We start from the raw sequence: 15,723 nt of genomic DNA, 5'->3' as shown, positions 1-15,723 counted from the left end.
CTCCTTATACGTTGTACTGCATCTTGTACCGGCTCAGGTTGGCCGGGTCCTTGAACCACTGGATCGTTTCTTCGAGGCCGCGGCGCAGCCCTTCTTTTCCCGCGTACGCGGGGCTCCACCCCAAAAGCCGCTCGGCCTTGGCGTTGTCTGCCCAAAGCCTTTCCACCTCGCTCTTCTCCGGCCTGATCCGCACGTCGTCCGAGACGACCTTGAGCTTCGCCCCCATCAGCTGTGCGATCATGTCGACCGTCTCGCCGATGGAGATCTCGAAGTTGCTGCCGATATTCACCACCTCGCCGGTTCCCGCATTCGAGTTGAGCGCGGCGATGAAGCCCCCCACCGTGTCCGAGACGAAGTTGAAGTCGCGGGTGGGGTGCAGCGAGCCCAGCCTGATCTCCTCCCTCCCCGCGGCGATCTGGGTGATGATGGTCGGGATCACCGCCCGCGCCGACTGCCGGGGGCCGTAGGTGTTGAAGGGGCGCACTACGGTGACCGGCGTGCCGAAGGAGCTGTAAAAGGAGAGTGCGATCTGGTCGGCGCCGATCTTCGAAGCGGAGTAGGGGGACTGCCCATGGAGCGGGTGTTCTTCGGTGATGGGAACGAAGCGCGCCGTGCCGTAGACCTCGCTGGTCGAGGTGTGGATCACCTTCTCCACCCCCTCTTCCCGGGCGGCCTGCACGATGTTGAGCGTCCCCCTGATGTTGGTGTCGACGTAAGTGTCTGGGGAGTGGTAGGAGTAGGGAATCCCGATCAGCGCAGCCAGGTGCAATACCGAGCCGCACCCCTTCATGGCGGTCCGGACGCCGTGCGGGTCGCGGATGTCGCCGGCGAAGACGTCGAGGTTCTTCCGGATCTCCTCCGGCGCCTGGTCGAGCCAGCCCCAGGAGTTGAAGGAGTTGTAAAAGACGAAGGGCCGGACCTCGTAACCCTGCCGTACCAGCGTCTCGGTAAGGTGGGAGCCGATGAAGCCATCGGCGCCGGTGACCAAAATCTTCCCATTGGTGCTTTTCATAGGTATCCGTCTGTCGAGAATTTGACCCGTCGCCCCTCTAAATTCCGCTGGAGCGTGGCCTGGTGCGTTGCTGCAGGTTTTGCAACGAGCGTGCCGCCCCGCGGGCGGGTCTCATAAGTGCCTGGAAAGGGGCACGTTAATGAACCGTTGGCAGATGCCGTCAAAATATTGAAGGGTGAGGGGAGGGTTGCCGGTGCTGGGGCTCTGGGTGGTACGGCTGCCGGGAAGGTGAGGTCAGCGGCCGCTGCACATCTGCAGGTAGCGGCCGGCGAGGCCGGTCCCCTCCCTGCCGTCGACGGTAGAGAGCAGCAGGTGGCAGAGATCGGCGGACCTGAACAGGTCGTGCAAAAGTACCGCGTATTTCTTAAGCTGCACCGTGGAGAGGTTTTCCAGCCGCATCCAGTCCTTCACGTAGATGGCGTCGCTCCAAAGGTACTGGTTCAGGCCGTCGTTTATGTTGTCGTTGACCACCAGGGGCTTGAAGCAGCGCTTGCCGAACCCGAGGAAGGTGTGGAACTGGTACCCCTTGCCGCGCAGGTACTGGTCGACGTCGCCGAACATCGGCTGTCCCTGGTACAGCTCGACAAACTCCACTTCGACCTGTATCACCAGCGCCGATTCCAGCACCTTGGAAGCCCCTTTGAACACGTTCAACTCGCTCCCCTGCACGTCCATCTTGATGAAGTCGACGCTGCCGATCCCTTCGATGTCGTCCAGCCTTCTGGTCTCGACCTCGTGGGTACGCACCGGTACCGTCAGCTCGGCCAGGTTCTGGAACTTTTCCAAAAGCCGGGTGTTTGGCCGGTACAGCGAGCCGGTCATGACCTCGTTGGTCTCGTAATAGGTCGCGGGTTTGCCGTCGCCGATGAAAAAGGGGAAGAAGATGTGCGGAGGCCCCATCTTTTCGTTGAGCTTTCTGCACTCCTCCTGGCCCGGCTCGAAGCCGATGACTCGCGTCTTCCCGTGGTGGACGAGCTGCTGGTAAGCGGAGGCTCCCCCAAGCGACATCGCCCCCACATCGAGGATGTCGATTAAAGGCAAATCCTGCAGCATCTGGTGCAACGCGAAACTCATGCTTCCTCCTCGTGCTACTGGTATCGGGTGGGAACGCCTTTGCTGCCCGTGTAAGGGTAAGGGCCGCCTCCTCGCCGGGGGCCGGTTACCCCGGCAGTTTCCTGGCCACCATGTTCAGACTGATCAACTCCCCCTTGAACTCCATGCTGCTGGTGTCCCGGAACATTTCGAGCCTCTCCACCCTGCGCGGCATCAGGAACCCGGCCTCGTTGAGGAAATAGGTGAGGAAGTCCTCGTTCAACCCGGTGGCGTGGAAATCGTGCTGGTTCATGTGCCCGCCGAACATGATGCGCATGACGGCAAAGCGGTCGTCGACGTTCAGCCTCTCCTTGTCGAGCAGCAGTCGCGCCAGGACATCGAGGTCCGGAACGCTCAGGTAAAGCGTTCCAAACGGCTTCAGTACCCTGTGCCACTCCTTGAGCGTCGAGAGCAGCTCGCGCTGGTAGTCGAGATGCTCCAGGATGTGCGAGGCGTATATCTCCTGGAAGGTCGCGGCCGTGAAGCGCGAGAGGTCGTTGGCGTTGCCGACATGGTCTACGTGGGGGCCTGCAGCGATGTTCAGGATCTCCCACCCTACTGCAGGCGTTTCGCCGCCGATATGCAACCTGCGCGGCGGTTCGGGCTCTTGCGGCGCCACTGCCGCGGCGCGGGCCGCTGTCTCGTCACAGGCCCTCTCCGGTGCCGGGGAGGGCGCGGCATGCTGCTCCGCGGAAGGGGGAGCAGGGGATTCGTTGGTAACGCCGTAGGCTGCGTAGCCCTTGGGCCGCAGCACGTTGTAGGAAAGCCACCTCACCGGCTCCAGGCCCGGGCTTGCAGGCTCCTCGCTACGGAAGAAAACGAAGGGATCCAGGGCGGCCTGCTGGAAGGGGACGAACCTGCTGCAGGGAGCCTCGTGCCGGAACAGAAACGGGAGCAGGGGATGGCTTTCGAACCCGTTCTCGCCGGCCTTGAGGTCGAAGCAGTGCAGGGCGTGGCCATCGGGCGTAAGTACCCGGTCAATGTCCCGGCAGATGTCCCGCCAGCGTCCTTCGCTCCGGGCCCCGGTTTCCAGCGCGAAGCTGCCGATCACCAGTTGGAAATAAGCATCAGGCAACTCGGCGCTGAAGGACCCCAGTTGCGCCGCAACGTCCTTGCATGGTACCGCGGGGTTGGGCGCGGCCCCGGGGGCGGCGGGGACGCTCCAGCATTCGTAATACCTGCGTGTTGCGGAGACGATGGGCGAGGCGTGGTCGGCAATTACCAGTACCCGCGAGCCTTTGGGGAAGTTGTGTCTCAGGAAGCTGTAGGCCAGCAGTTCCTGGTACGTCTTCAGGTTGCAGGAGCGGGGATCGATGACCCGGCCGTAGAGCTCCGTGTCGCAGCCGGCGAAATACGGGAAATGGATGCTGCGGGAGTAGCTGAAGAATCCGAAGTTTTCCTCGGTGATGCGGCTGCCGGCGCACGATACCACGTCTCTTACCAGCAGGGGGGGCGGGGGAGGCTGCAACTCAGTCTGGTTGGCGCTGAAAAAGGCCCGCTCCCGTGCCACGATCCGCTCCGCCTCCTGGGCGTACTGCTGGCTCGCGACCTCCGACCTCTGCCCCTCGCCGGGATGGCTGCGGAACCCTCCGAGCGGAGCGTGCAGCGTGTGCAGTTGCGCGTGACGGAAAAAACGCGCCCAAAGCTCCATGTCTGCGGCAAAGGGAAAGTCGGAAGCGAGCCTCGCGCCCGCCTCCAGCCACAGAGAACGCCTCCAAAAGGTCGATTCTTGCTGGATGAAGGGGGAATGAACCTTTCCTTGCAGGTACTTCTCACGGCACCAACTAGGGGGCTGCGAGTCAAAGCCGGAGGCGTTCCCCTCCTTGTCCCAGAGGGTGGGGCTGCCGGTGAGCCATTTCAGCTCCGGGAGGGAATCGAAGGCGTCGGAGACGAGCCAGAAGGCCCCGGGGTGGTACTTGTCGTCGGAGTTGAGCCACGCCATGACCTCCCCCGTGGAGATCAGAAACCCGGTGTTTACCGCATGGTACTGCCCGTAGTCTTTTCTGCTCTGCCAGTAGTTCAGGTGCCTCGCGTATTTTTGGATGATCTCGGCGGAGCCGTCCGTGCTCCCGCCGTCCATGACGATGTATTCCAGGTTGGGGTAGTTCTGGGAGAGCACCGAGTCGATGCACTCTTCGAGGTATTGCTTCTGGTTGAACGAGGGGGTGACGATTGAGATCCTGGGATGCTCTCTTTTGGTGAGTACTTCGAAGTGGGCGGGCTTCTCCCGAAGCGGATAGTCGATCAGCGGCGGTGGGGTGCTCCGGTGCGTGGCAGGGGGGAGCTCCAACGCGATCTCCCGGTCGATGATCTGGCAGCACTGCTCGATGTATTCGTCGCGATTTTTGTTGCAGCGCTGCTCCATGCTGTAGCACCGGAAGCCCCCGGTCAATGCGTTGACCGTGTGCAGCGCAGCGTGCCGGCTCATGCGCAGCCAGAGCTCGAAGTCCGCGGCGAGGCTCCACGAGGTGTCGAGTCTGCCTCCCACCTTCTCCCACAGGCGTCTTCGCCAGAAGGTCCCCTCTTGCATGATGAACAGGGAGTACTTCAAGATCAGCTCCTTGCTCAGCAGTAGATCGTGGCACCATGTCTGGCTCAGGTAGTCGTAGGAGGCGAGATCCCCGTTCACATCGAAGCCGATCCGCTTCGAGGTCAGGAACTCAACTTCCGGTAACCTGCAGAAGACCTCGTTCACCACGGACAACCCGTCTTTGTGCAGCATGTCGTCGGAGTTAAGCCACCCCATGATCGGATTTCTAGCTTGTCTGAACCCCTCGTTGATGGCGTTGTACTGCCCGCTGTCCGGGCAGCTTTGCCAGTAGGCCAGGTGCCTTTCGTATTTTTTAATTATGTCGACGGAGCCGTCGGTGCTCCCTCCGTCCATGATTATGTATTCGAGGTCGGGGTAGTTCTGGCTCAGAATGGAGTCGATGCACTGCTCTAGGAACGGCGCCTGGTTGAACGAAGGGGTGACGATGGTAATGCCGAGCATGGTGCTCCTTTTCCGGTCCGGTGTGCAGTGGCGGACTCTCTGGGAAGTGCTGGCTCAGCACTGTTCTGCAGGTTGCGTGCCAGCTGGAAGGCTGAGGGGAAGGGGGCGAGCGGGGAGGAGCCGGCGGCAACGGTGTGACGCGCGCGGCAGCCCCAAGCCCAAGGTGCCGGTGCGGGACCTGCGCTCGAAGCGGTAGGGATATGCTGCCAGCCAGTTTGATTGAGCCAGCGGGCGAACGGTCAGAAAGGCCCTTCCGCCGCGGCGTCGAACTCGTCGGCTGCAGGGTCCATGACCTTCCCCCTGGCGTCGGTGCCGGAGAACTTGAAAACCATGTGCGCGGAGTCGATGGTCGCGTCGCCGGTGTCGTTCTGGCTCAGCATGAAGTTGACCGTCGCGGTCCGCTTCTCGGGGTCGTAGGTCACGCTGAGCGGGTTTTGCGGGATGTACGCCTCTGTGGGGAGTATCGGCAGCAGGTTGTTGTAGTACCCGGCCGCCCCGCCCGTCGCCTTGGTGATGGTCCAGTTGCTGGTGTCCTGCACGGAAGCGGCGTCCATGGCGGAGTCGAAGTAGAAGGTCATGCTGAGCACCTTCGAGGAGTTCGCCGCCGATAGGTCGACTACGTCCAGCAGGCTCAGCAGGTATGGGTTGTCGCCCGGCTGGGGGTTGGTGCTCGGGGTCTGCTTGGCCGGCAGGAAGGTGTCGTCCTCGCCGCCGGCCGCGATCATCTGCGGCTGGGCGATGGTCAGCTTGAGCAGGGCCCCTTGAGTCGAGTTCAGCGTGGTGAGGGTGTTGACCTCTTTCTGTGCGTTGGTGGTGTCGCCCAAGGCGGCATAGGCGACGCCCAGTTCGAAATGCGCCGCCTCCATCTTGGGGCGCAGTTTCACGGCCTGCGTAAGCTGCTTCACCGCGTCGGCGTATTTCCCTTCCTTGTTGTAGACCGCGCCTAGGGAATAGTAAGGGTTAGGGTCGGTGGGGGCCATCCTGGAGACCTTCTTGAACTGGGTCTCCGCCTCGCCGTAGCGTTCGGTCTGCACGTAGAGCTGCCCGAGCGTATAGGGGGCGAGGGTGTCGGTGGGGTTCAGCTTGGCGGCGTCCTTGAACTCCCTCTCGGCCAGGTTGTACTTCTTCTGCTGCAGGTAGATGTTGCCGAGGTTCGTGTGTATGGAGTCCTGGGTCGGGTCGAGCGCCAGCGAGTTCTTGTAGGTCTTGATCGCCTCGTCGGTCTTCCCCTGTGCCTGATACGCGCTGGCCAGGAACTTGTAGGCCTGGGTGTTGGTGGGGTCCATGGAGATGGCGCGCTTCAGCTCGCCCGTGGCGCGGGCGTAATCCTTCTTCTGGTAGTACCCAAGGCCCGAGCTCAAGGCTCCGTTGGCCAGCTGCGCCCGCTGTGAGTCCTGCGAGGCGAGGGTGCTGAACATGTCGTCCATGTAGTCCCATGCCGTTCTCTGCGTTGCCATAACTACCTCCGCGAAAGGCTCTTGAGCCGAGTCACTTATCGGCATCCCAGGGGGAAAACTTTAGTGAAAAAGCACCCCGGGGAGCCGGCCGTGACGATGCCGTCAGCCGTTCGCCACCTCCTTCAGACTGTTGAGGCAGTCGCGGGCATCGCGGTTCCACGGCTCCAGGTTGATCACTTTGCCGTAGAAGCTCTGCGCCTCTGTCGGGCGGTCCAGCATGGTGCAGATCTTTCCGAGCCCCATCAGCGTCTCGATGTTCTTGGGCTCCCTGCGGAGCTGTTCCAGGTAGATGGCGATGGCCCCGTCGACGTCGTACCCTTCGACGAAGTAGAAATCGGCCAGGTTCTTTTGGAAGGTGCCGTTTTCGGGCGCAAGTTCCGCCGCCTTCTCGTAGTGGGCGCGGGCCTGCTCCTTGTCACCCTGCTGGTAGGCCAGGACGGCCAGGTCGTTGTGCGCGGGGGCGAAGTCGGGGTAAGAGGAGAGGATCTGCTTCAGTTCCTGGAACGCCCCGTCCAGGTCCCCCTGGGAGACGAGTTCCTGGGACCTCTGGTACCGATCCTCGGCGCAAAGATCGTCCTCTTCTGGCGCCGCGGCGGACTGCGGCTCTTCCGTCCTCTGGCGCAGCGCGGTCAGTTGCTGCCGTGCGGCCTGGTTCCAGGGCTCGATCTCAAGCGCTCTCTGATAGAAGGAATCCGCCTCGGCGGGCTGCCCCACGCTCTCGCAGATGATCCCCAAGTTCAGCAGGGTCTCGACGTCGCGCGGCGACTGCTCCAGGAGCTTCAGGTAGATCGCTATCGCCTCGTCGGCCTCTCCCGCCTCGACGAAAAGGATGTCGGCCAGGTTCTTCAGGTAGACGCTCTCTTTGGGATCGAGCCAGACCGCCTCGCGGTAATGCTTGAGCGCCTGCTCTTTCTCTCCGAGTTGATAGCTGACGGCTGCCAGGTCGTTGTGGGCCATGGCGTGCTTGGGGAAGCGCGCGAGGTGCTCACGGAGCGCCGCTGCGGCCCGCTGCGGGTCTTCTCCGGTGACGACGGAACGAAGTTCCTGGTACGCCTGGTCCGCCCCTTTCAGTTCCGAGTTCGCCGTTTTCTGCTGCCCGGCGGTTTGGGTCGAGGCAGCCGCCGCGCTCTGGCTGTAAACCGGCGCTGCCGGCGCGCTCGGCTGTTCGAAGCTGACCGGAGGGGCGGGGATGACTGGTTCCGGCTCGGGAGCGCGATAGGCGCTCGGCGCGGGTTGGGGGCGCGCCTGCGGATGGGCCGCCTGGACCGGCGCCTGGTTCGCGGTGATCAGCTTGAGGCCGGTGAACTCCTCCAGGTGCAGGATGCGGAAGCGCTCCACTACCTTGAGCATGAACTCGCGCATCCCGTGGTTCGGGTACCCCTGCGGCAGGAAGCCTACGCTGTCGTGCAGTTCTCTGCGCCATACCGGGTGCGGGGCCACCTCGGAGAGCTGGGCCAGTTGCTGGGAGGTGTAGTCGGGCCAGATCACCTTGCCGTAGCTTGTGTGGCTGGCGAAGCTCTCGTGGGGGATGGCGGTGAAGCAGGTGTCGCCGTAGGCGAGCATGGCGGCGGGGTTTCCCTCCAGGGCCGCCGTCAAGAGCTCATAAGCGTCTCGCTTCAAGCGGTCGGTTGCCTCCAGAAGTGTCGCGTACTTGCCCGAGGCGATCCTGAGCGCCATTTCGACCCCCTTGCCGCCTGCGGCCGCCGGAAGCTTCAGGGAGATCAGGTTTGGGTGGATCTTCTGCAGGTCGGCCACCACGGCCCATTCGCACTGCTCCGACCCCTGGTCGACCACGATCACCTCCATGCGGTTGGAGATGCTCTGCTGCATCAGTTCGCACAGGCATTCCCTCAGGTGCGATTCCCTGTTGCTGGTGATCAGGATGGCGGAAAGAAGCGGCCCGTCTTGCAGGACCGCGACCGCGCCGCTGGGGCGGGTTACTAGCTGGCTCATGAATATCTCCATTATGGTGGAATCGACCCCCGGTAGCTTGCGCGCCAGTTGGGGAGACGCGCGTGCAATCCTTAGTCGGAAAGCAACTGCTATGCCAGTGGTGGAGCTGTCGGAGAGGGGAGGGCCGCGGCCGGCTGGCGGCCGGGGGCGGCTGCCGGCGGTTGCGCGCGGCAGAAGGGCTCGCGGGGTGGTGGCTTCCACTGTGGAGGCTGGTCGAAATTGCTCCACCGGCGCTATGGTCAATAATTTGAATATGCATTTGCTTGCCGGTGTCAATTAGTCGACGGTCGGCCCCGTGAGGCGCAACTTCAGGACGAAGATGGATGTCTCATCCCCCGATCACGATGAGGCAGACCCCGGCCAGCATGATCAAGGTGGCGAGGATCCCCCCTTGTTCCTGGAAGAGGTAGCGGCCGTAGATGACGCCGAACAAAAGGCTCAGCCTCTTGACGGCGATCATGTAGGCGACGTTGGTGAGGTTGATGGCGAAGACGTGGGTGAGCGCCTGCAGCGCGTAGAAGAGCGCAGGGAGAAGCGAAGCGCGGACGGTGCCGTTACGGACGATTTCCCGCAGTTCTCCCCTTCCCTTGTAGAGGGCGAACGGGGTGATGAAAAGCGCCAGGAGCGGCAGATAGATCGCGGCGAAGACCAGCGGGGAGGAAAGGTCGATGGCGCGCTTGCCGAGGGTGGAGGTGAAGCTGTAGATGGTGGCGACTCCCAGCATGCATAGCGCCCCCTTTTCCTTCGCCAGCGCCTTGAGCGGAGCCAGGACCCCGTCCTGTCCGCGCCTGGCCTTGAGCAGGTACCCCCCGAGCGCTATGAGCAGGACGCCGGCGCTCCCGGCCGGGGAGATGCGCTCCCCGAGGAGCAGGAAGGGGACCACCAGCAACAAAAGCGGCGTAAGCGACAAAAGCGGAAGGGTGAGCGAGAGCGGTGAGAGCTTCAAGGCCTTGGTGTACAGGAAGATGGCCACCGCCTCCAGGGGGAGCCCGGTGAGTATGCAGAGCCAGAATTCCCGCGTCAGATGCGGGATCTCCAGAAAGGGGAGCGGGATGAGGAACAGCGGCAAGGTGGGGAGGATCCGGGCCAGGGTGACCAGGTACTCGTTATGGACGTGCACCGCCTTCTTGGTCAGCGCGTCGCTGCTTGCCAGAAAGAACGCGGATAGGAGTGTGAGCGTGAACCAAAGCGGCATGGTGGGAATGATAACGGAAAAAGGTTCCCTTGCAGCCGCCCGCCTGATCTTTTCATTGGAAAAAAGGGTAGCGGAGGTTGACTGGGGCGCGAAAAGCGGCCTAATTAGCGTAGCGGTCACAGCTATTTAACCTGTCAAGGAGGGTGCCATGGCCAAAAGCGTATTGATCCCCGCCATCGAACAGAGGTTGCGCGGCCTGATCGAGGTGAGCCGCCGGAACCTAAGGGAGCACGGCTTTGTCGAGAGGGAGAGGCCGACGGTGACCTTGACCCGGGAATTCGGCTGCGAGGGGTATCCGGTGGCGGAGAAGCTGCAGCGCCTGCTGGAGCATAGAAGCGGGGCGCCCTGGGTGGTGATGGACCGGGCGCTACTGGATGCGGTGGCCAAGGACCATAACCTTTCCGAGGAGGTGCTGCAGAAGCTGGGGAGCAAGAACCGCTTCCTGGACGACATGCTCTCCACCTTCTCGCCGCGCTGGAAAAGCGACAAGGATTATTACCGGCTTTTGTCCCGGCAGATCATGGCTCTTGCCCAGGAGGGAAACGTGATACTGGTGGGAAGGGGGGCCGCCATTCTCACCCAGGGGGTGGGCAACTGCTACCACTTCCGGATCGTCGCCCCGATGAGCTACAAGGTGAAGTCGGTGGCGGACCGGATGAATATCTCGGCCGAAAAGGCGCAGGACCTGGTTCGGGAACGGCAGGGTCAGCGCGACGCCTTCCTGAAGGACTTCCTTGGTCGCGACATTGCGGAGCCGACCCTGTACCATCTGGTCTTCAACAACGCGAGGCTTCCGGCAGGGCGCATGGCGGAGCTTATGGCCGAGGTGGTCCTCCCGGCGCAGGGAGGTCAGGCGACCCCGTAGTTTGCCCCCGGCCCTGCTTCCCGAAGCGGCGTGAGGGTCGCCAGCACCACTTCCGGCCTGATGTTGACGCGTAGCGGAAGCCAGCTTTCTCCGAGCCCCCCATTGACGATGAGGGAGGTAGTCCCCGAGCTGTAAAGGCCGTAGTCCCATTCGGGAAAGAGCCCCATGTCCGGGACGTAGGCGGCGCCGATAAGCGGGAGGCGGATCTGCCCTCCGTGGGTATGCCCGGCGAGCATAAGGTCGACTCCCTGGAGCGCCGCCTCAGGGAAGGGGTGCGGCGCGTGGGAGAGCAAAACCCGAGGCGACCGCGCGTCGGCTTCAGCAAGTGCCTGGTCCAGCCGGGCCCTGCGGGTCACCGGGTCGTCCACCCCCGCCACCCAGAGCCGCGCCTTCCCGAACTTGAGCGGCACCGCTTTGTTACTCAGCAACTGGACCCCCGCCCGGGCAAGCTTCTCGTTGTGTTCCTCTATGCGGGAGAGGGTATATTCGTGATTGCCGGGGACCGAATAGACCGGCGCGTTGGAAAAGCGGCGTATCCCCGCCAAGAGATCGAGCGCAGGTTTGAGGAGCGGGTTCCCCCCGACCACGAGGTCCCCAGTCAGCGCCACCAGGTCGAAGCGCAGGCGGCGCAGCAGTTCGAGAAGCTCTTCGTTCCCCTCCCCGAACTCCTTGTCGTGCAGGTCGGTCAGGTGCAGGATGGTGAACCCGGCAAGGGCCTCGGGGAGATTTCTCACCGGCACCCGGTACCTGCGCACCGCCACCGACGACCTTTCCAGGTAGAGGTAGGGGAAAAGGGAAAATCCCCCCAGGAGAAACAGGCGCCTGCTGATTGCTGCCATAGCTACACGTCCTCCTCAGTAAAAAACCGAGCCAGAGTATATCAGTTTGCCGTTGCAGCGCCAGAAATCGGGAGCAGCCGCGAACCGGACGGAGGGCGAAGGGGTGAGTCGCCCAAGAGTGGACGAGCTTTGACTTCCCGAGGCGCGGACGCTATGATGTCGCCTTTGACGGGGGGGAGAGATGACCGAATTCGCGGTGAGCGAGGAGAAAAACCGCTGGCTTAAGGCGAAGATGGAAGAGCTGGGGGTGAGCGAGCAGCAGATCGAGGAGCGTTTCGTCCACGCCTCGGGGCGGGGCGGGCAGCACGTCAACAAGAGTTCCTCCTGCGTCTATCTCAAACATCTCCCCACCGGGGTGGAGGTGAAATGCATGGAGTCGCGAAGCCAGTCCCTGAACCGGTTCCTCGCCCGGCGTCTCCTGCTGGAGAAGATAGCTGGGGCGGGAGGGGGGCTGACCAAGAAGGAGCTGGCGGCGGAAAAGCTGAAAAGACAGAAAGCCCGGAGAAAAAGGCGCTCCGGCGCGAAGTATGGCACGGCTTCTGCTACAGAAACTCTGCCGGAGCCTGTAGAGGGAGAATAAGGCGTTTTCCGGGAGGCGTGAGACAATATTTTGACCCGCCACCCCTTCGGCGCAACTGTCAGCAGCTCTACTTTGTGCCGGAATTGCGGTTGTTCAGACTCTCTTAGCAGCGGCAAAATGCCGGAAAAAATAAAGTTGACAAGGTTATGCGCTGAAGGGTATAAATTCACATTATCCTCAATCAGACCTTTGCAGATACCTTAATACCTCAAATATTTCTCATACCAATCGGTACCGATCACCTCAAAAGACTAAGCCAAGGTAATAATCAGATCCTTTACAGATAGCTCTTCGCCAACACCCCCGCATGCAATGCGTCATGTCATGCTCCCTTGGTGATACATTCCCGCATTCCCTATTAAGGCTTTTGCCGATAGCTCTATATTTGCGTCAACTCAGGAGAACAGATGAACCTACAGGAACTTAAAGAAAAGAAGATCAACGATCTCACTGCGATTGCCAAGGGGCTCAACATCGAGGGGGCTTCCAGTCTCAGGAAGCAGGACCTGATCTTCGCCATTCTCAATGCCCAGACTGAGAAGAACGGGATGATCTTCGGCGAGGGCGTTCTGGAGACGCTCCCTGACGGTTTTGGCTTCCTGAGGGCGCCGGACTACAACTACCTGCCGGGGCCGGACGACATCTACGTCTCGCCGTCGCAGATCCGCCGCTTTAACCTGCACACCGGCGACACGGTGGCGGGCCAGATCAGGCCTCCCAAGGAAGGGGAGCGCTACTTCGCCCTGTTGAAGGTCGAGACGGTGAACCACGAGTCCCCTGAGGTTGCGCGCGACAAGATCCTGTTCGACAACCTGACTCCTCTCTATCCGCAGGAAAAGCTGAAGCTCGAGACCACCCATGACAATATGTCGACCCGGGTCATGGAGCTGATCGCGCCGATCGGCAAGGGGCAGAGGGGGCTCATCGTGGCGCCGCCCAGGACCGGCAAGACCATGCTGATCCAGAACATCGCCAACTCCATCGCCATGAACCACCCCGAGGTGTTCCTGATCGTCCTTCTGATCGACGAAAGGCCCGAGGAGGTGACCGACATGCAGCGCTCGGTGAAGGGCGAGGTGATCTCCTCCACCTTCGACGAGCCGGCCTCGCGCCACATCCAGGTGGCCGAGATGGTCATCGAGAAGGCCAAGCGGCTGGTCGAGCACAAGCGCGACGTCGTCATCCTGCTCGACTCCATCACCCGCCTGGCCCGCGCCTACAACACCGTGATCCCGCCTTCCGGCAAGATCCTCTCCGGCGGCGTCGACTCCAACGCCCTGCATAAGCCCAAGCGCTTCTTCGGCGCGGCCAGGAACATCGAGGAAGGGGGCTCCTTAACCATCATCGCCACCGCGCTCGTCGACACCGGCTCCAAGATGGACGAGGTCATCTTCGAAGAATTCAAGGGCACCGGCAACATGGAGCTCCACCTGGACCGCAAGCTGGTCGAGAAGAGGACCTTCCCCGCCATCGACATCAACAAATCCGGCACCAGGAAGGAAGAACTCCTGATCGACAAGGCGTCCCTGAACCGGATCTGGATCCTCAGGAAGGTGCTGCATCCCATGAACGTGGTCGACTCCATGGAGTTCCTGATCTCCAAATTGCAGGGGACCAAGAGCAATCAGGACTTCCTCGATTCGATGAGCAAGTAAAAAAGTGTTGAAAGTTTCTGGGGAAGGTGCTATTTATGGCTACTTTCCAGCTTGACAATTAAGAGAGATAACGGGGTGCGCCCCGCGAGGAGGAAGATATGAAAGAAGGGATCCACCCCAAATACAACGAAATCACCGTGAAGTGCCTGTGCGGCAACAGCTTCGAGAGCCGTTCCACCAAAGCTGAGATCTCCACCGAGGTCTGCTCGCAGTGCCATCCGTTTTACACCGGCAAGCAGAAGTTGATGGACACCGCCGGCCGCGTCGAGCGTTTCCGCAAGCGGTACAACATTGCGGCGGCGCCCACCGAAGAAAGCTAGAGGCTTTCGCGTTTGCGAATCCGTGCGAGGGGATTTTGTCGAAATGGCGAAATCCCCTTATTTCGTTTTCTCATACCCGCAAGCTTTTGAAGGATCTTCATGAAGGTTGCCCTTCTGCAACACACCCCCGAGCCCGAACGGAGCATCGCGCTGGCCGCGAGGCTTTGTTATTCGCAGGTCGACATCGAGGCGCTCAAGGAGAAGCTTTCCGGCGCCGACGTGAAAAAATTCCTGGACAAGATCATGTCGCTCGGGCACCAGTCGGTGCTGGAGCACGCATCGTTCACCTTCGGGGTGGACGGGATCTCGCGCGTCACCAGCCACCAGCTGGTGCGGCACCGGGTCGCTTCCTTTTCCCAGCAGTCCCAGCGCTACGTCTCCCACAAGGAACGCTTCGCTGTGGTCACCCCCCCGACTATTTCCGAAAATCCCGAGCATGCCCGCCTCTTCGAGGCGCAGGTGGCGGCTTTGCACGCGGCCTACGGGGCCCTGGTCGAGGCGGGTGTCCCGGCCGAGGACGCACGCTACCTGCTGCCCAACGCCACCGAGACCAAGATCATCATCACCATGAACGCCCGTGAGCTCTTGCACTTCTTTGCCGTGCGCTGCTGCGAGCGCGCCCAGTGGGAGATCAGGGCCATGGCGGTGGAGATGCTCAGGCAGGTTCGGCCGATAGCCCCCACCGTCTTCGCCAAGGCCGGACCCGGCTGCCTTGCTGGCCCCTGCCCGGAAGGTGCCATGTGCTGCGGCAAGATGGCACAGGTGAGGGAATTCTTCGGGGAGATGTGAGACATCCCCCTCCCACCGAGTCACCCTTTCACAAACACGAGGTTTACAGTGTCAAAGATAAACATAGGCGGACAGGCGGTACTTGAAGGTGTGATGATGCGGGCTCCCCGCTCGCTGGCCATCGCGGTGAGAAGGCCCGACGGCGACATCTCGGTCAAGAGCGAGACGGTCATTCCCCTTTCCGAGCGGTATCCCATCACCAAGCTCCCGATAGTCCGGGGCGCGGTGGCACTCTTCTCCTCGCTGATCATCGGCATCAAGGCGCTCAACTTCTCCGCCAACGAGGCCATGGCCGAAGGGGAAGAGAAGGAGGAGGTCAACAACTGGGCCATCGCCGGGACCATGGCCGCAGCCTTCGGGTTCGGCATCCTCTTGTTCTTCATCATGCCGCTTTACCTCACCAAGCTGCTGATTCCCATCATCGGCGACTCCAATATCGTCTTCAACCTTGTGGACGGTCTGATCCGGGTGGTCGTGTTCCTTCTCTACATCCTCGGTATCTCCCGGATGGGGGACATCAAGCGGGTCTTCCAGTACCACGGCGCCGAGCACAAGTGCATCTTCACCTTCGAGGCGGGGGAGGAGTTGACGGTCGACAACGTCCGCAAGTACAGCTGCCTGCACCCGCGCTGCGGCACGAGCTTTCTGTTGATCGTGATGCTGGTGAGCATCCTGGTTTTCTCCATGATACCGAAGCTTTGGCCCTTCTACCTAAAGGCGGGCTCCAGGGTCGTGCTGCTCCCGGTCATCGCCGGCCTCTCCTACGAGGTCCTCAAATGGACCGCGAAGCACGACAACCACCCGCTGGTCAAGTTGATCATATCCCCGGGACTGGCCTTGCAGCGGCTCACCACCGGCGAGCCGGACGACAGCCAGATCGAGGTGGCGATCAAGTCGATGGAGGTGGCCCTGGAGCTGAACGGCGGCCACAAGGACGACCGGCTGGTGGTGTAGATCCCTTCCGCCGCGAGCAG

General features: G+C 61.8%; 13 protein-coding genes. 6 read left to right on the top strand and 7 right to left on the bottom strand.

Annotation, left to right across the window (positions count from 1 at the left end; genetic code table 11):
• Positions 1-4: 4 nt before the first annotated feature.
• The 6 genes from GBEM_RS18580 to GBEM_RS18550 form a co-directional block, all read right to left on the bottom strand.
• The gene (locus tag GBEM_RS18580) at positions 5-1,012 is read right to left on the bottom strand and encodes an NAD-dependent 4,6-dehydratase LegB (RefSeq protein WP_041262873.1); all 1,008 of its coding nucleotides are present in this window, start codon (positions 1,010-1,012) and stop codon (positions 5-7) included.
• A 234-nt stretch (positions 1,013-1,246) separates the two neighbouring features.
• On the bottom strand, positions 1,247-2,086 hold the full coding sequence (locus GBEM_RS18575) for an FkbM family methyltransferase (RefSeq protein ID WP_012532150.1): 840 nt from the start codon (positions 2,084-2,086) through the stop codon (positions 1,247-1,249).
• Between the two features lie 85 nt (positions 2,087-2,171).
• Positions 2,172-5,096, bottom strand: coding sequence for a glycosyltransferase (locus GBEM_RS21625; RefSeq protein WP_012532149.1), 2,925 nt, complete (start codon positions 5,094-5,096; stop codon positions 2,172-2,174).
• Between the two features lie 239 nt (positions 5,097-5,335).
• Positions 5,336-6,553 carry a tetratricopeptide repeat protein gene (locus GBEM_RS18560; protein WP_012532148.1) on the bottom strand — a complete coding sequence of 406 codons (1,218 nt, stop codon included), beginning with the start codon at positions 6,551-6,553 and terminating at the stop codon, positions 5,336-5,338.
• 102 nt (positions 6,554-6,655) lie between these two features.
• The gene (locus tag GBEM_RS18555; RefSeq protein WP_012532147.1) at positions 6,656-8,506 is read right to left on the bottom strand and encodes a tetratricopeptide repeat protein; all 1,851 of its coding nucleotides are present in this window, start codon (positions 8,504-8,506) and stop codon (positions 6,656-6,658) included.
• 328 nt (positions 8,507-8,834) lie between these two features.
• A complete protein-coding gene (locus tag GBEM_RS18550; RefSeq protein WP_226373898.1) occupies positions 8,835-9,821 on the bottom strand; it encodes an EamA family transporter in 987 nt (328 codons plus the stop codon).
• Positions 9,822-9,849: 28 nt separating this feature from the next.
• On the opposite strand from GBEM_RS18550, the gene GBEM_RS18545 reads away from it, so the two are divergent.
• On the top strand, positions 9,850-10,566 hold the full coding sequence (locus tag GBEM_RS18545; protein WP_012532145.1) for a cytidylate kinase-like family protein: 717 nt from the start codon (positions 9,850-9,852) through the stop codon (positions 10,564-10,566).
• On the opposite strand, the gene GBEM_RS18540 is transcribed toward GBEM_RS18545, so the two are convergent.
• Entirely contained in the window at positions 10,551-11,405 is an 855-nt protein-coding gene (locus tag GBEM_RS18540) for a metallophosphoesterase (RefSeq protein WP_012532144.1), read from the bottom strand. The genes GBEM_RS18545 and GBEM_RS18540 overlap by 16 nt on opposite strands.
• Before the next feature lie 181 nt (positions 11,406-11,586).
• Here GBEM_RS18540 and GBEM_RS18535 point away from each other — a divergent pair, with 181 nt between their 5' ends.
• The 5 genes from GBEM_RS18535 (at position 11,587) to GBEM_RS18515 (ending at position 15,703) form a co-directional block, all read left to right on the top strand.
• Positions 11,587-11,985: a peptide chain release factor family protein gene (locus GBEM_RS18535; protein ID WP_012532143.1), complete on the top strand. Its 399-nt coding sequence runs from the start codon at positions 11,587-11,589 to the stop codon at positions 11,983-11,985.
• Positions 11,986-12,392: 407 nt separating this feature from the next.
• On the top strand, positions 12,393-13,640 hold the full coding sequence (rho, locus tag GBEM_RS18530; protein ID WP_012532142.1) for a transcription termination factor Rho: 1,248 nt from the start codon (positions 12,393-12,395) through the stop codon (positions 13,638-13,640).
• A gap of 98 nt (positions 13,641-13,738) precedes the next feature.
• Positions 13,739-13,960: a 50S ribosomal protein L31 gene (gene rpmE / locus GBEM_RS18525; protein ID WP_012532141.1), complete on the top strand. Its 222-nt coding sequence runs from the start codon at positions 13,739-13,741 to the stop codon at positions 13,958-13,960.
• 99 nt (positions 13,961-14,059) lie between these two features.
• On the top strand, positions 14,060-14,749 hold the full coding sequence (thyX, locus tag GBEM_RS18520; RefSeq protein ID WP_012532140.1) for an FAD-dependent thymidylate synthase: 690 nt from the start codon (positions 14,060-14,062) through the stop codon (positions 14,747-14,749).
• A 48-nt stretch (positions 14,750-14,797) separates the two neighbouring features.
• Entirely contained in the window at positions 14,798-15,703 is a 906-nt protein-coding gene (locus tag GBEM_RS18515) for a DUF1385 domain-containing protein (RefSeq protein WP_012532139.1), read from the top strand.
• Positions 15,704-15,723: the final 20 nt, after the last annotated feature.

It is taken from the genome of Citrifermentans bemidjiense Bem, assembly GCF_000020725.1.
Taxonomy (GTDB): Bacteria; Desulfobacterota; Desulfuromonadia; order Geobacterales; family Geobacteraceae; genus Geomonas; species Geomonas bemidjiensis.
This window is presented reverse-complemented; position numbering and strand designations above follow the sequence as displayed.

Excerpts from the sequence above, each read along its gene's own strand:
- GBEM_RS18560 (WP_012532148.1), bottom strand. The coding sequence starts at position 6,553 with ATGGCAACGCAGAGAACGGCATGGGACTACATGGACGACATGTTCAGC.
- GBEM_RS21625 (WP_012532149.1), bottom strand. The coding sequence starts at position 5,096 with ATGCTCGGCATTACCATCGTCACCCCTTCGTTCAACCAGGCGCCGTTC.
- GBEM_RS18545 (WP_012532145.1), top strand. The coding sequence starts at position 9,850 with ATGGCCAAAAGCGTATTGATCCCCGCCATCGAACAGAGGTTGCGCGGC.
- GBEM_RS18555 (WP_012532147.1), bottom strand. The coding sequence starts at position 8,506 with ATGAGCCAGCTAGTAACCCGCCCCAGCGGCGCGGTCGCGGTCCTGCAA.
- rpmE (WP_012532141.1), top strand. The coding sequence starts at position 13,739 with ATGAAAGAAGGGATCCACCCCAAATACAACGAAATCACCGTGAAGTGC.
- GBEM_RS18575 (WP_012532150.1), bottom strand. The coding sequence starts at position 2,086 with ATGAGTTTCGCGTTGCACCAGATGCTGCAGGATTTGCCTTTAATCGAC.
- GBEM_RS18540 (WP_012532144.1), bottom strand. The coding sequence starts at position 11,405 with ATGGCAGCAATCAGCAGGCGCCTGTTTCTCCTGGGGGGATTTTCCCTT.
- GBEM_RS18535 (WP_012532143.1), top strand. The coding sequence starts at position 11,587 with ATGACCGAATTCGCGGTGAGCGAGGAGAAAAACCGCTGGCTTAAGGCG.
- thyX (WP_012532140.1), top strand. The coding sequence starts at position 14,060 with ATGAAGGTTGCCCTTCTGCAACACACCCCCGAGCCCGAACGGAGCATC.
- GBEM_RS18580 (WP_041262873.1), bottom strand. The coding sequence starts at position 1,012 with ATGAAAAGCACCAATGGGAAGATTTTGGTCACCGGCGCCGATGGCTTC.
- rho (WP_012532142.1), top strand. The coding sequence starts at position 12,393 with ATGAACCTACAGGAACTTAAAGAAAAGAAGATCAACGATCTCACTGCG.